The sequence below is a fragment of the Pseudomonas sp. RIT-PI-AD genome (assembly GCF_025642785.1).
In the GTDB taxonomy this organism is placed as follows: Bacteria; Pseudomonadota; Gammaproteobacteria; order Pseudomonadales; family Pseudomonadaceae; genus Pseudomonas_T.
Map to the genome: position 1 here is coordinate 88317 of NZ_JANZKU010000009.1, position 15446 is coordinate 103762.

Genomic DNA, 15446 nt, shown 5'->3' on the forward strand with positions numbered 1-15446 from the left:
ACCTGACGAACAGCCCTCGCCGGCAAGGCTCGCCATCGGCTTCCGGCCAGTCGGCCGTGGCAACGGGGTTACGCCGATCGCCCGACCCGCGACCGGCGACCGGCGAGGACCGTCAGGCATCCACCCCCTGCCGGGTCTTCGCCAACAGGGCTTCCCGTTGTTCAGGCGTCAAACTGTTCAGTTTCAGCCGCATCTGCGCGACGCGCTCCAAGGCGCCCGGCGTCGCCTCGCCAGCCCTCAGCGCCGCCGCCAGGTGCGCCACACTGGGATGGTCGAAGACCACGCCGGGATGAACCTCCAGCTGCAACTGCTTGCGCAGCCCGGACACCAGCTTGATGACCAGCAAGGAGTGGCCGCCCAGCGCGAAGAAGTCCTGCTGGATACCCACCCGCTCGACGCCCAGCAGTTGCGCCATGCCTTCGGCGAGCAGAGTTTCCAGCGCATCGCGCGGCGCCACGTATTCGACCGCCGCCATCAGCGACTCGGGGTCCGGCAGGCCCTGACGGTCGATCTTGCCGTTGGCCAGCCGCGGCATCTGCGCCAGGGCGAACAGCTGCGACGGCAACAGGGCAGCGGGCAGGCGCTCCGCCAGTGCCTGGCGCAGCCGTTCCAGGCGGCTTGGCGTATCAGCGTCGGGCGGCGCGGCGCGCAGTTGCACGTAGCCGATCAGTTGCAGATCGCCGACCTCGCCGGGTTGCCAGGTGCGGACCGCCGCCTGGGCGACGTCCGGACCGGCCAGCAACGTCTGCTCGACCTCCGCCAGCTCGATGCGGAACCCGCGGATCTTGACCTGATGGTCCTTCCGCCCGCAAAGCAGCAAGGTTCCCTCGGGCAAGTATCGGCCCAGGTCGCCGGAACGGTAGAGCCGCTCGCCGGGGCGTAGCGGATCTTCGACGAAGACCTCCGCACCGGTCTCCCGCAGGTAGCCGCGGAACAGCTGCTGCCCGCCGATGCACACTTCGCCCAAGGCGCCGCTGGGCGTCAGGTTTCCCTGGGCGTCCAGTAGGCGTATCCGGCAATTGTCGAATGCCTGGCTCAGGGGAACGGCTTCCTGGGCCGGCCCGGCGCTCCGCAAGGGATGGAACAGCACCCCCACGGTGGTTTCGGTGGGGCCGTAGTGGTTGAACACCCGGCAATCCGGCGCGAGCCGGAAGACCGTTTCCAGCAGGCCGACGGGAATCGCTTCCCCGCCCAGGATCAACGTGGCCGGCAGGCGAGCGCTCTCGCCGTCGAGCAAGGCGGCGAGGTGGGACGGCACCATCTTCAGGCAATCGATGGCATGCGTTTCGAGGAAGCGGGCGAAACAGCTGGCGTCCCGTACGTCCTCCTCGCTGGCGATGTGCAGGTGGGCACCGCCGAACAAGGCGCCGAACAGGGTGGTGTGCCCCAGGTCGGCGGCGACGGTGGAGGTCATGGCGAACGCCTGGCAGTCGGCCAGGGCCAGACCCGCGTGGGACGCCTGCACATAGTTGAGCAATTGCCGGTGCTCGATCACCACGCCCTTGGGCACGCCTGTGGTGCCCGACGTGAAGAGCAGGTAGGCCGGCTGCTCGAGGTCGGTCGCCTCGAACGAGCAAGCCGAGAGCGCGGCGGCGTCCACCGGTTCGTCGAGGCGCATCAGACGGTCGTCGGCCGGGCCCGGCCAGGCAACCGAGTCGCTCAGCGTCAGGCTCGCGCCCGCCGCCTCGATCACCAAGTGCTTGCGCGCATCGGGCCATTGCGGATCGAGCGGAACCCAGGCCGCGCCGGCGCGCCACACCGCCAGCAACGCGACCACCAGGCTCACCGAGCGCGGCAGCACCAGGGCGACCACGCTGCCAGGGGCGATGCCTCGGTGGCGCAGGCGGCGCGCCAGGACCTCGACCCGTTCGTCCAGCCCGGCGTAGTCGAGCCGCTCATTGCCATCGGACAGCGCGAGACGCTGCGGATGTTGGCGCGCCCAGGCGGCGATGCGTTCGGGCAAGGCCGGTCCGGAAAGCGGCGTTTCGCGTCCCTCCAGGCGCTGCGCCCGTGCCCGCTCCGCGGGGCCGATCAGATTCAGCTCGGCCAGGGAGGCGTCGGCCTGCCCGGCGAGGCCGAGCAGGAGGGTCCGGTACTGGTCGAGCAGCACCTGCATCGCGGCAGCGTCGTACCGACGGACGTCGTAGCGCACCACCAGGCGTTCCGCCCGATCCGCGACGTCCTCGACCCGCAACGCCAGTTCGAAAGGAGCCTCCCCGCCTTCGCAAGCCACGGCGCTCCAGGACACTCCTCGGACGGTCTCCCCGGACGGGCATGCTTCCAGGACGAACCCACAGCGCAGATGGTCGTCGCTCGGCGGCGCTTCCACCGCCCAGTGCTCCTGCCAGGTGGAATGGTTTTCCAGGCACTGTTCGAGGCTCTCGAGCCAGTCACGGAATCCTTGTTCCGAAGGCAGTCCCAGGGTCAGCGGCAGGCTTTTCTCGAACAGGCCCAGGCTGCCGGCGAAATACTCGTAGTCACGGCGGCAGTCGTGGCGCCAGCCCACCCGTAGCGCGGATTGCCCGGCGATCCGGCCCAGCAAGACCCACCAGGCGCCTTGCAGGATCAGCGACAGCGGCTTGCCGATGCCACCGGTGCAGTTGCGCAGCGCGTCGGCCAGGGCGTCGTCCACGGCCATGGACAGGCAGGCGAAGGCCGCCGTACCACGGGCACTCGCCTTCCGGTATGGCAGGTGGGGCGGTTGCGGGGCCGAATCCGCCAAGTGGGCCTGCCAATAATCGCGACCGGCACGGGCTTCTTCGTCCTGGGCCATCTCCGCCCGCCACTCGACGTAGTGGGCGTACTGCGGTGCCTCTTCCTCGGCCTCCGCCGCGCCATCCTGTTCATAGGCATCGCGCAGGGCCGCCAGGAAGGCCTGCAAGCCGCCACGATCGCTGATCAAGTCAGCTACCACCAGGGCGAAGCCATGGCGATCGTCCGACACCCGTCCCAGGCAGGCGCGCGCCAGCCATTCGCCGTCGACGGCGAAACCGGCTCTCCGTTGGGTTTCGACTTTATTGAGGAACGCCTGCCAGGCGTCGGGCTGACCGCGCCAATCCTGTATGTCCAACGGCCATGGACGGCTCTCGAGACGGCTCGCCTGGCGCAGCCCACGGTAGGTGGGAACGCGGAAGAAGCGACTGCCGAGTACTCGCTGGCTCTCCAGCACCCGTGCCAGGGCCTCTTGCAGGCGCGCAACGTCCAGAGTGCCGTCCAGGCGGATCACCACGGCGAGGGCCGGGCGAGTCGTGCCCGGCTCCTGGGCCAGGCACGCCTGCTGCTCGGGACTCAGGGCCGAGCCGGTTTCATGAAGCTCCAGGTCCGACGGGTTCACGAGCCGACCTCCTCTTCCAGTACGCGATCCGCCAGGGGTTCCTCGTCGCTGGCGGAAGGCTGCTCCAGCGCGCTGCGATCGAACATATCCCCCATCGCCACGACGATCTTGCGCGGGCCCTGGAACGGATCGCGGGCGTGGGCGGCGAGCATGTTGTCCAGCAGCACCACATCGCCCTTCTGCCAGTCGAAGCGAACCGCGCAGTCTTCGTAGAGGCGGCCGATGGTTTCCATGACCTCGTCCGGTATCGGCGTGCCGTCGCCGTAGTAGACGTGGCGTGGCATGTTGTCGATGCCGAACAGCGCGATCAGGTCGTCGCGGACATCGGGGTCGAGACAATGGATGTGGTGCAGTTGCACCTGATTGAAGAACGAGCGCGCCCCGGTCAGCGGATGGCTGATGACCGCCGGGCAACGGGTGCGGGTCTGCAACTCGTCGTTGTCCAGCCAGCGCCAGTCGATGCCGGCGGCGCGGCAACGGGCCTCCACCTCCTCCCGGCTGTCGGTCTTGAAGAAATGCTGCCAGGAAACGTCGAGCTTCTCGGTGAAGGTGCGCACGTAGAGCAACCCCTTGCTCTCGAACGTCCGCAACAGGTCAGCGGGCAGGCGTTCGCACATTTCCCGGCAGTCGACGATGGGCGTCGCGCCGCCGATCGGCGACGGCTGTTCGCAATAGAACATCTGTTTGCGCGGCCAGCGGTCCTGGTGGGAGCTCTCGTTATGGAACAGGATCATCTTCTGTTCCGGATAGGGGGTGGAGCGGTAGGTGTTCTTTCCGCCCTCTTTCTTCGGCAGGTCGCCGTAGCGGCCATAGAGACCGGGCTGTACCGCCTCGGCGAACCGTTCGAATTCCTCGATGCCGGTCAGGCCGAAACCGCGGAACAGGATGCAGGCGTGGGTGGCAAGCTTTTCCTCCAGCAGGCCACGGTTCTGCCCGATCCACTCGACGACGTCCAGGTCGCCGTCGGCCGGTTCGGCCAGCAGCGGGAAGACCTGCCCCTCGCGCAATGCAGAGAAACGCACCGCGGGCAGGGTCGCCGGCGCGGCCGTTGCGCCTTTCTTCAGGAAGCGGTCCAGCTTGTCGAACTTCTTGCTTGCCGCCCGCGGCGGGACGGATGTTTCGGGTGCGACGGACATGACGAATTCTCCCAGCGATGTGTGCCGGTTCCGCAGGGCCTGCTCGAGGATGCCGATCCAGCTTTGCATCAGTTGCTCGATGCGCTCGCGCCTGAACAGCGCGACGGCGTAGGACCAATTGCAAACCAGGCTATTTCCGATCTCTTCGACGAACAGGCCCATTTCGAACTTCGAATGGCGCTCTTCTAGGGGCAAGGGCTCCAGGCGCAAGCCGTCGACCTGCAGGCTGGCCGTCGGCGTGTTGTTCATCACGAACAGCACCTGCACCAGGGGGTTGATCCCCTTGAAACGCTCTACGGCGCAGGCCTCGACGATCAGATCCAACGGCAATTCCTGATGCTCGTAGGCGTTCAGCGCGGTGGCCCGGACCTGAGCCAGGTAATCCTCGAACCCTTGACGCGGGTCGAAGCGCGAACGCATCGGCAGTACGTTGACGAAGAAGCCGATGAGGCCTTCCAGCGCCTGCCGCTGCCGGCCGGCGACGTCCGTGCCGACGACCAGGTCGTCGACGCCGCAGGTGCGGTGCAGGACCACTTGGAATGCGGCCAGCAGCAATACGTAGGGCGTGGTATCGAGTTGCCTGGCCAGCGCCTTGAGCGGTTCGTACAGGGACGCCTCGAGGCGGAACTCCAGGCTCTCACCGTCCAGCGTCGGTTGCTGCGGCCGTGGATGATCGGTCGGCAGGCGCATGCGCGGCGGCGCGTCTCGCAAGGCGAGCTGCCAGTACTCCACGTCCTTCTGCAACCAACCCTCCTCCCGCAAGCGCTGCTGCCAGAGGGCGTAATCCAGGTATTGCAGCGGCAGGGCGGGCAAACCGGCAGGCGAATCCTCGGCGCAGGCCCGGTAGAACGCGAGCAGCTCCTTCACCAGCACCCCCATGGACCAGCCATCGGAGATGATGTGGTGCATGGCGAAGAACACCTGGTGCTCATCCTCGGCCAGCTTGAGCAGATGGACGCGCAGCAAGGGTGCCCGTTCGATATCGATGGCTTCCTCGGCGCAGCGGCGCAGCCAGTCGATCCGCGCCCGCTCCCGCGCGGCGGGCTCCAGCCCGGACAGGTCGTCGAACCCGATGGGCAACTCGACGGAATCGCCGACCCGCGCCAAGGGGTTGCCCTCCTCGTCCTGGTGGTAGCTGGTCCGCAGGATCTCGTGCCGTTGCAGCAGCAGGTCGAACGCTTGCGCCAGCACCGGGCGCGACAAGGGGCCCCGCACGCTCAGGGCCGCCGGCATGTTGTACGCCGTTCCGCCCGCCGCTATCCGGTCCACCAGCCACAGGCGCTGCTGCGCCAGGGACAGCGGCAAGGGCGCGCGCCTGGGTTGCGCTTCCAGGGCGGGCAGTCGAGTCGCGGTAGGCGTCGCAGCGCCCCGGGCTTCCAGGCGTTCCGCGAGGGCGGCCAGGTTCGGGCATTCGAAGAGGTCACGCAGTTGCAGGCTCTCCAGGCCTTCGGCGCGCGCGCAGGACGTCACCCGGGTCGCCAGCAACGAATGCCCGCCACGCTCGAAGAAATTGTCATCCAGGCCGATCGACTCGGCGCCCAGGACCTGTGCCCAGATCCGTGCCAACTGCCGTTGCAGCGGGGTTTCGGGCACCCGGTGGGCGCCCTCGACGCCGTGCCTGTCGGGCACGGGCAATGCCCGGCGATCGAGCTTGCCGTTGGGGCTCAGGGGGAGCTCGGCGAGCATGACCCACTGGCCTGGCAGCATGTAGTCGGGCAGTTGGTTCTTCAGGTGATCGCGCAACTCGGCCTGCAGGCGTTCCGCCGCCGCGCCCTCTGGTAGCGCACCGACGGGCACCCAGTAGGCCAGGATGCGTTTATCGCCCTGCTCGTCCAGAACCAACACCACCGCTTCGCTCACCTGCGGGTGGGCCAGCAGGCGGGCCTCGATTTCACCCAGTTCGATCCGGAATCCACGGATCTTCACCTGATGGTCGGCCCGGCCGACGTAGTCGATCACGCCGTCCTCGCGATGACGGGTCAGGTCGCCGGTGCGATAGAGCCGACTGCCAGGACGCTCGGCGAAGGGATCGGGCACGAAGCGTTCGGCGGTCAGCGCGGCCTTGCCCAGGTAGCCGCGGGCGAGCAACTCGCCGCCGATCATCAGCTCGCCGGTAACCCCCACCGGTGCCGGGTTCAGGCTGGTATCCAGCAGGTACAGGCGGCGTCCGCCCAGCGCCCGGCCGATCGGCATGACCAGGGGCACCGCCTGGCGCCCGTTCAGGTAATCGGCGCAATCCAGGGCGGTCGCGCTCACCGTGGCCTCGGTCGGCCCGTAGGTGTTGATCAGGCGCACCCGCTCGAGCCCGGCCGCTTTCCAGGCCGACAGGCCCTCGGGCGGCATGGCCTCGCCGCCTATGTGCACTTGGCGCAAACGGCCAAGGTCGCGGGGCGCGGCGGCGAAGTCGCGTGCGAGCATGTACCAGTAGGCCGTGGGCAGGTCCACCACACTGATGCCCTGCTCGATCACCTGCCGGTGGAAGGTCTCGCTGTCCCACAACTCGCGGCCACGCACTACCACAGACGCGCCCTGGGTAAGGGCCGGATACAGCTGTTCGACGAAGGCGTCGAAGTTGAAGGTGCTGAACTGCAAGACCCGGTCGTTCGCCTGCAAGTCGAACAGCGCCGTCGCCACCTCGGTATGCCGGGACAACGCTCCGTGGCTGATGGCCACCCCCTTCGGGCGCCCGGTGGAGCCCGAGGTGAACATGATGTAGGCGAGGTTCTCCGGACGGGCCCGGCTGCAAGGATCGTGTTCCGCCGCCTCGACCGGGGCCGGCACCTCCCGGTCGATGCAGAGGGCCCGCACCTGTTCAGGGATCGGCAGGCTGTCCAAGACAGCCGAATGGGTCAGCAGCAGGCGCAGGCCGCTGTCTTCGATCATCCAGCCGAGCCGTTGCGCCGGATACTGGGGATCGAGGGGTACGTAGGCGCCTCCCGCCTTGAGGACCGCCAGCAGCCCGACGATCATCTCCAGGGAACGCTCCAGGGCAACGCCCACCGGCACGTCCGGGCCCACGCCCTGCTCGATCAGGCGATGGGCGAGGCGGTTGGACTGGCGATTCAACTCGCCATAGCTCAATTGGCGCTCGTCCATGATCAGGGCGATCCGCTCGGGCGCCGCGGCCGCCTGGCGCTCGATCGAGTGCTGGACGCAAAGGAGTGGCGCCCTCTCCGGCTCGCCGGGATTCCAGACGTTCAGGAGTTGGTGCGATTCGTCCGGCGTCGGCAGGGCCAGTCGACCCAAGGCGAGTTGCGGGGAGGCGACGAAGCGCTCCAGCAGATGCAGCAGGTGACCGGCGATACGCTGAATCTGCCCGTCGCTGAAGTGCTCGCGCTGATACCCGTAGCTCAGCGACAGGTGCTGCCCGGCGTTCAGGGTGAGCGCCAGCGGATAGTGGGTGCGCTCATGGTTCTCCACGGCCGAGAACGCCAGCCCGCTGGACTGACCCGCGCGCAGGCTCTGGGCGACGGGGAAGTTCTCGAATACCAGGATGCTGTCGAACAAGGCCTCGCCGGCGCGCCCCGCCCAGTGCTGGATATCGTAGAGCGGCGTGTGCTCGTACTCGCGCAAGGCGAGGTTCAGCGCCTGGACGTCCTGGACCCAGTCGGCCACCGAGCGTTCGAGCGGTGGCTCGGCGATCAGCGGCAAGGTGTTGATGAACAACCCGACCTGCTGCTCGATACCCGGCAACTCGGCGGGCCGTCCCGCCACCGTGGTCCCCACGGAGACCCGCCGCTGGCCGGTATAGCGCTGCAACAGCAGCAGCCAGGCCGCCTGTACCAGGGTATTGAGCGTGACCTTGTGGCGCCGCGCGAAATCGCCGAGGCGCGCGGTGGCGGCCTCGTCCAGGCGTTGATCGAACTCGCCGTAGCCCGGCTCCAAGGGCACCGCTCGCGGCAGCGCGGCGGCCAGGAGGGTCGGCCCTTCCAGGTCAACCAGTTGCGCGCGCCAGAAGGCTTCGGCCGCCGCCGGGTCCTTGCCTTGCAGCCACTGGATGTACTGGCGGTAACCGCCACTCGCCGACGGAAGGGTCTCACCCGCATAGCGGCCGAGCATTTCCCCGAGCAGGCGAGCGTTGCTCCAGCCGTCCATCAGGATGTGATGGCTGGTGTGGATCAGGTGGTGGCGGTCGTCTTCCAGGCGTACCAGGGTCAGGCGCATCAAGGGGGCCCGGGCCAGTTCGAAACCCCGCAGGCGGTCGTCCTCCGCCAGGGCTTCGAGGGCGGTCGGCGCATCCGCGCGTTCGCGCCAGTCCAGCTCGACGAAGGGCACCGCCACCCGGCGGTGGACGATCTGCAACGGCTGCCGGCCCGCCTCCTGCAAGACGAAACCGCTGCGCAGCACATCGTGAGCATCCAGGGTGGCCTGCCAGGCGTTGCGGAAGCGCTCCAGATCGAGGCCCTGGACATCCACCCGCAGCTGATTCACATAGGCGGCCGCGCCGGGTTCGTAGAGGCTGTGGAACAGCATGCCCTGCTGCATCGGCGACAACGGGTAGATATCCGCGACGTCCGCCGGCACCAGGCGCAACCCATCGAGCTGCGCCTGGGTAAGGCCCGCCAAGGGGAAATCGGAGGGGGTCACACCCTGGTGCAGGCCGTTGGTGCAGTGCTCGATCAGGGCCAGGAGTTCGCGCCGATAGTCGTCCAGCAACTGCTGGATGGTTTCATCGCGATAGACGTCGGCGCTGAACGACCAGTCCAGGCTCAACCTGCCGTCGAATACCTGGCCGTCGACGCTCAGCCAGTTGCCCAGGCTGGCCGCCGCACTCTGTCCCGCGCCACTGCTCTCTCCGGACGGACGCAACAGCGCCGTCTCTTCGAAACTGCCGTCGAACTGCCCCAGGTAGTTGAAGGTGACGCGCGCGGGGGGCAACGCGGCCAGCGCTTCGCGTAGCGGTTGCGCCGCCAGGTAGCGCAGCACGCCATACCCGAGCCCTTTATCGGGCACGCCGCGCAGTTGTTCCTTGATCGCCTTGATCGAGCCGTCCAGATCCTCCGTCGGCGTCAGGCGCAACGGGAACAGGCTGGTGAACCAGCCGACCGTGCGGGTCAGGTCGAGCTCGTCGAACAGGTCTTCGCGCCCGTGTCCCTCCAATTGCACGCGCACGGCGGGAGCGCCGCTCCAGCGACAGAGCACCCGCGCCAAAGCGGTCAGCAACAGGTCGTTGATCTGGGTGCGATAGCTGGCGCCGGCCTGCTTCAGCAGGCGCTCGGTCTGTTCCCGATCCAATCGCAGGCTCAGGCGTCGCAAGTAGGCATTGCTCAGGCTGCCGGCCGGGTTGTCGCGGGGCAATTCGGGCAGATCGCCAGCGGCCTGGTCATGCCAATAGTCCAGCTCCGCGCGTAGCGAGGGCGCGCGGGCATAGTCTTGCAGACGCTCCGCCCAGGCCTTGAACGAACTGCTCTTGGCCGGAAAGCGCGGTTGCTGCCCTTCGCGCGCCTGGAGGTAGGCGCTTTGCAGGTCTTCCAGCAGGATTCGCCAGGACACGCCGTCCACCACCAGGTGATGGATCGCCAGCAGCAGACGCTGGCCATCGGTGGTCTCGATCAGCACCGCGCGCAGCAGCGGGCCCCGTTCCAGGTCGAGGCTGGCCTGGGCCGCGTCGCATACCGCAGTCATTTCGGCGGCGTCCTCCGCGGTGCGCAGCCATAGCAGCTGCGCGCCGTCGCTCGGGTCGTCGCGGTGGCTGGCCCTAACGCCCTGCTCGCCGGCGACGAAGCTCAGCCGCAGCGCGTCATGCTGCTGCACCAGGGCCTCCAGCGCCCGCCGCAGCCAGGCCGCGTCGAGGAGCTCGCGGCTACGCAGCAATACCGACTGGTTCCAATGATGGGGCGCCGGGATGGCCGCCTCGAAGAACCACGCCTGGATCGGCGTCAGGGGCGACTCGCCCCGCACCCTGCCCTGTTCCGCCAGCGGGCCGCGTCCTTCCGCCGCGACCGCCGCCAGGCGCGCGATCGTCTGGTGTTGGAACAGGTCCTTCGGGGTGATCCGGATGCCGCCCTGGCGCGCGCGGCTGACGATCTGCAAGGACACGATGGAGTCGCCGCCGAGCTCGAAGAAGTTGTCGTCGCGCCCGACCTGCGCGAGCCCCAGGACCTCTTGCCAGAGGGTCGCCAGTTGGCTCTCCAGGCCGGCGGCGGGTGCGACGAACCCCGCCTGGAGCGTTTCGCTGTCGAGCGTCGGCAAGGCCTTGCGGTCCAGTTTGCCGTTGGGAGTCAGCGGTAACTGGGGCAACAGCAGCAGGTGGGCCGGTACCATGTAGTCCGGCAGCGTCGCCTGCATGTGTTCGCGCAGCGTCACCCGCAGCGCCTCGGGGTCGGCGTCGCCCACCCCGGCATAGGCGATCAACTGCTGGCCTTGCAGGCCGTCCCGCGCCATCACCACCGCCTCGCGGACCGCCGGGTGGGCCAGCAGGCGCGCTTCGATCTCACCCAGTTCGATGCGGAATCCGCGCACCTTGACCTGGTGATCGAGGCGGCCGACATAGTCGATGCTGCCGTCTTCGCGGTAACGCGCCAGATCGCCGGTGCGGTACAGGCGGCCGCCGTCCGCCGAGAAGGGATCGGGCAGGAATTTCTCCGCGGTCAGGGCCGGGCGATGCAGGTAGCCACGCGCGGTGCCCGCGCCCGCCAGGTACAGCTCGCCGGTCACGCCGACCGGCAGCGGCTGCCCCCGGGCGTCGAGGATGTAGCTACGGGTGCCGTCCAGCGGCCGCCCGATGTTCGACTGGCCACCGGCCCGGCGCAGCGCGAAGGTGGAATAGGTGGTGTCTTCGGAAGGCCCGTAGAGGTCGTGGACCCGCGCCAGGCCAGGCAGCCGATAGAGCGCGTCGACCAAACGCTGCTTCAGCGCCTCGCCGGCGAGGTTGATGATGCGCACGCTGGCGGGAATCGCGTCGGCGCGCAGCAGTGCGGCGATGGCCGAGGGCACCGTGTTGATCAGGCGCACCCGGTCGCGGGCCGGCAGCTCCGGCAGGGCCAGCGCGTTTTCCGCCAGCACCAGGAAACCGCCGGCGCTCAGGGTGACGAAGAACTCCCAGACCGACAGGTCGAAGCACACCGAGGTGGATGCCAGGACCCCGCACAGGTCCTCGCGGCTGTAGTGGCGCAAGGACCAGTCGATGAGCGCGGTGGCATTGCGCTGCTCGATCGCCACGCCTTTGGGCTGGCCGGTGGAGCCCGAGGTGTAGATCAGGTAGGCCAGGTCCTCGGGTTGCGCGAGAGGCGCCGGATCATGGCTCGGCTGGCGCGTCAGCCAATCCTGTTCGCGGTCGATGAACAGGGTCCGCGTGCCGTCCGGGACCGGCAGCTCGACCTGCAGGTCGCTGTGGCTCAGTACCACCCGCGCGCCGCTGTCGGCGAGCATGTAGGCGAGGCGCTCGCGGGGATAGCCGGGATCCAGGGGGACGTAGGCGCCACCCGCCTTGAGGATCGCCAGCAGGGCGACCGGAAGCTCCACCCGGCGCGGCAGGGCGACGCCCACCAATACGCCCGGCCTCACGCCCCACTCGCGCAGGCAATGGGCGAGACGATTGGCCTTTTCGTTCAACGCGGCATAGGTGTGGCATCGTTCGCCGTCGATCAGCGCCAGCGCCTCCGGCGTGCGCTTGACCTGGGCTTCGAACGCGCCGGCCAGCGTACCGGGCGGCGGTAACGCCTCGCTCAGGTTCCATTGCCGGAGAATGCGATCCCGCTCCTCCTCGCCCAGCATCGACAATTCGCCGATGCGCGCCTGGGGCCGTTCCAGCATCGCCTGCAACAGGTTCTGCCAATGGCCCGCCAGGCGCTCGATGCTCGCGGGCTCGAACAGGTCGCGGGCATAGGTGAAGGCGGCGTGGAGTTCCCCGTCACGCTCGTGGGTGTCCAGGCTGAGATCGAATGGCGTGACCCGCTTCTCCCATTCCAGGGTTTCCAGGCGCAGCCCGCTGCGCGTGGCGAGGCTGTCGAGGGCGACCACGTTCGGCTGGTGGTTGTACATCACCTGGAACAAGGGGGTGTGGCTGAGGTTGCGCTCCAGCTTGAGGGCTTCCACCAGTTGCTCGAAGGGCAAGTCCTGGTGGCTCTGGGCGCCGAGCGCGGTCTCGCGGATTCCCTGCAGAAAGGCGTCGACGCCGAGGTTCGGATCGATGGCTGTGCGCAGGACCTGGGTGTTGACGAAGAAGCCGATCAACCCTTCGATCTCGCCGCGGTTGCGGTTGGCGATGGGCACGCCCACGCGGATATCGGACTGGCCGGAGTGGCGCTGCAGGACCAGCTTGAAAGCGCCCAGCAAGAGCATGAACAGGGTGACGTTATGCTGCCGCGCGAAGCCGCGCAGGCGCTCGACCCAGGCGCCGTCGAGGGCGAACTCGAGGCGCGCGCCGCGGTGCGACGGCTGGGCCGGGCGCGGGTGATCCAGCGGCAGCTCCAGCACCGGGTGCTCGTCGCCCAGGCGGGCCTGCCAGTAGTCCAATTGGCGCTGCAATTCGCCGGCCTCCAGCCAGCAGCGTTGCCACAGGGCATAGTCGCCGTACTGGATGGGCAGCGGGTTCAGGGCGGGGGCCTCGCCCAGGGCGAACGCGTCGTACAGGCGGGTGAACTCGTCGATCAACACCGTCATCGACCAGCCGTCGGCGACGATGTGGTGCAAGGTCAGCAACAGCACGTGCTCCCGCTCGGCCAGGCGCAACAGGCCGATCCGCAGCAGGGGGCCGGCCACCAGGTCGAAGGGCGTCTGCGCTTCCGCCTCGATCGCCTGATCGATGCGTAGCGCCTGTCGCGCCTCGTCGAATCCGCTCAGATCCTCGCGGCGCACCTGGGGAACGAAGGCCGGGCGAACCTGTTGGCGAACCCGCCCGTTCTCTTCGACGAAACCGGTACGCAACACCTGGTGGCGTTCCACCAGCGCGGCGAAGGCGCGAATGAGCGCCTCGGTATCCAGGGCGCCGTGCAGGCGGACCGCGCTGGGCAGGTTGTAGGCGCCGCTGTCGGGGTCGAGCTTCCAGAGGAACCACATGCGCTGCTGGGCATAGGAAAGCGCTTCGCGCTCGGGCGCCTCGACGTCCGCCGGAATCGGCAGCAGGGAAAAATCCACGCCCTCGCGGTCGAGAACACCGAGGAACAGCTTGCGCTTGTCGGCCGGCAGCCCGATAAAACGCCGGGCCAGGTTCAGTGCGTCTTCTGCATTCATCTATCAGTCCATCCGGCCAAGTCAGTGGAAAGCCTTCGCTTCCCCGCCATATCCAGTTGAACGAAGCAGCCGCACGGTCATTTAGGCCTGCGTGGCCCGGCGCGGCGATGCCGCGCCCTGGCCGTTCACCCGGGCGAGCGCGGACGCACCCATCGGATGGACGGGCGAAACGAAGGCGTGGAAGAGTGCGCCCCGGGCCAGGGCGCACGACGAGCTCAGGCGCGCCGCAAGGCCGCCTGCAAAGCGCGGGCGAAACGCTGCACGACGTCGTCGATTTCTTCGGCGCTGATCACCAGGGGCGGCAGGAAGCGCACCACGCAGCCGTGGCGACCGCCGAGTTCGAGGATCAAGCCACGACGCAGGCACTCGTGCTGGATCGCCGAGGCCAGCTTACCGTCACCCGGCGGATGGCCCAGCGCATCGGCAACACCCCGCGGATCGACGATCTCCACACCGAGCATCAGCCCGCGCCCACGGATGTCGCCCAACTGCGGGAAGTCCCGTTGCAGCACGCGCAGATGCTCGGCCAGGCGCTCGCCCATGGCGGCGGCGTGGCCCGGCAGGTCGTGCTCGCGCAGGTAGCGCATCACCGCCGAACCGGCGGCCATGGCCATCTGGTTACCGCGGAAGGTGCCCGCATGGGCGCCGGGTAGCCACTTGTCCAGCCACTCGCGATAGACCATCACGGCGAGCGGCAGGCTGCCGCCGATGGCCTTGGAGAGCACCACCACGTCCGGCAGGATGCCGGCGTGCTCGAAGGCGAACATCCGCCCGGTGCGGCCGAAGCCGCTCTGGATTTCGTCGACGATCAGGGCGACGCCGGCCTCCTCGGTGATACGGCGCAGTCCGCGCAGCCAGTCCAGGTCGGCGGGGATCACCCCGCCCTCCCCCTGCACCACTTCGACGATCACCGCGGCGGGTGGCTGCACGCCGCTCTCCGGGTCCTTCAGCAGGTTTTCCAGGTAGTTCAGGTTCACCCTCACGCCCGCGTCGCCGCCAAGCCCGAACGGGCAGCGATACGCGTAGGGATAGGGCAGGAATTGCACACCATTGCCGAGCAACGCGCCCAGGGGTTTCTTCGGCCCGAGATTGCCCATCAGGCCGAGGGCGCCCTGACTCATGCCGTGGTAACCGCCCTGGAACGACAGGACGGTGCTGCGCCCGGTGGCGGTGCGCACCAGTTTCAGCGCGGCCTCCACCGCATCGGTGCCGGTCGGCCCGCAGAACTGGATCTTCGCCTCGCGGGAAAACGCCTCCGGCAGCAGGCCGAAGAGGTCCTGGACGAAGCGATCCTTGACCGGCGTGGTGAGGTCGAGGGTATGCAGCGGCAGCTCATCGTCCAGCACCTGGCGGATCGCTTCGATCACCACCGGGTGGTTGTGCCCCAGGGCCAGGGTTCCGGCGCCGGCCAGGCAGTCGATGAACCAGCGGCCTTCGACGTCCTCGACGCGGATGCCGCGGCCCCGCTTGAGGGCCAGCGGAAGGCGCCGGGGATAGCTGCGCGCATTGGATTCCTGTCGCTTCTGCCGGGCCAGCAAGGGCGACTCGTCGAACCGATAGAGCGTTTCCGCCGCCTCGGCAGAAGCCGGGACGGTCGGGTTTTCGACGACGCTGGAAACGACTTGCATAGCGGATTCCTCGATGGAGTGATGGTGCGCCGGGCCATCCGCCGCGCGGAAGCGGCGCGGCGGCGGCTCGTTCAGATGACGCACGGCCCCGGTGCCGATTTACACCGGCGGCGAGGGACGACGCGACAGGCGGGGCCGGCGCGCGGCGATAACCGCCGCGCGTCCCGGGCGGGC

3 protein-coding genes are annotated in these 15446 nt (G+C 68.4%); all 3 read right to left on the reverse strand.

Going from position 1 to position 15446, the window contains the following annotated elements:
• Positions 1-112: 112 nt before the first annotated feature.
• The gene (locus OGL92_RS10345) at positions 113-3334 is read right to left on the reverse strand and encodes an amino acid adenylation domain-containing protein (protein WP_263143470.1); all 3222 of its coding nucleotides are present in this window, start codon (positions 3332-3334) and stop codon (positions 113-115) included.
• Positions 3331-13644 (reverse strand): non-ribosomal peptide synthetase, encoded by a 10314-nt coding sequence (locus OGL92_RS10350; protein ID WP_263143473.1) that lies wholly within the window; start codon positions 13642-13644, stop codon positions 3331-3333. The genes OGL92_RS10345 and OGL92_RS10350 overlap by 4 nt, the downstream gene beginning before the upstream one ends.
• 215 nt (positions 13645-13859) lie before the next feature.
• Positions 13860-15272 (reverse strand): aspartate aminotransferase family protein, encoded by a 1413-nt coding sequence (locus OGL92_RS10355; protein WP_263143474.1) that lies wholly within the window; start codon positions 15270-15272, stop codon positions 13860-13862.
• Between the last annotated feature and the right edge of the window lie 174 nt (positions 15273-15446).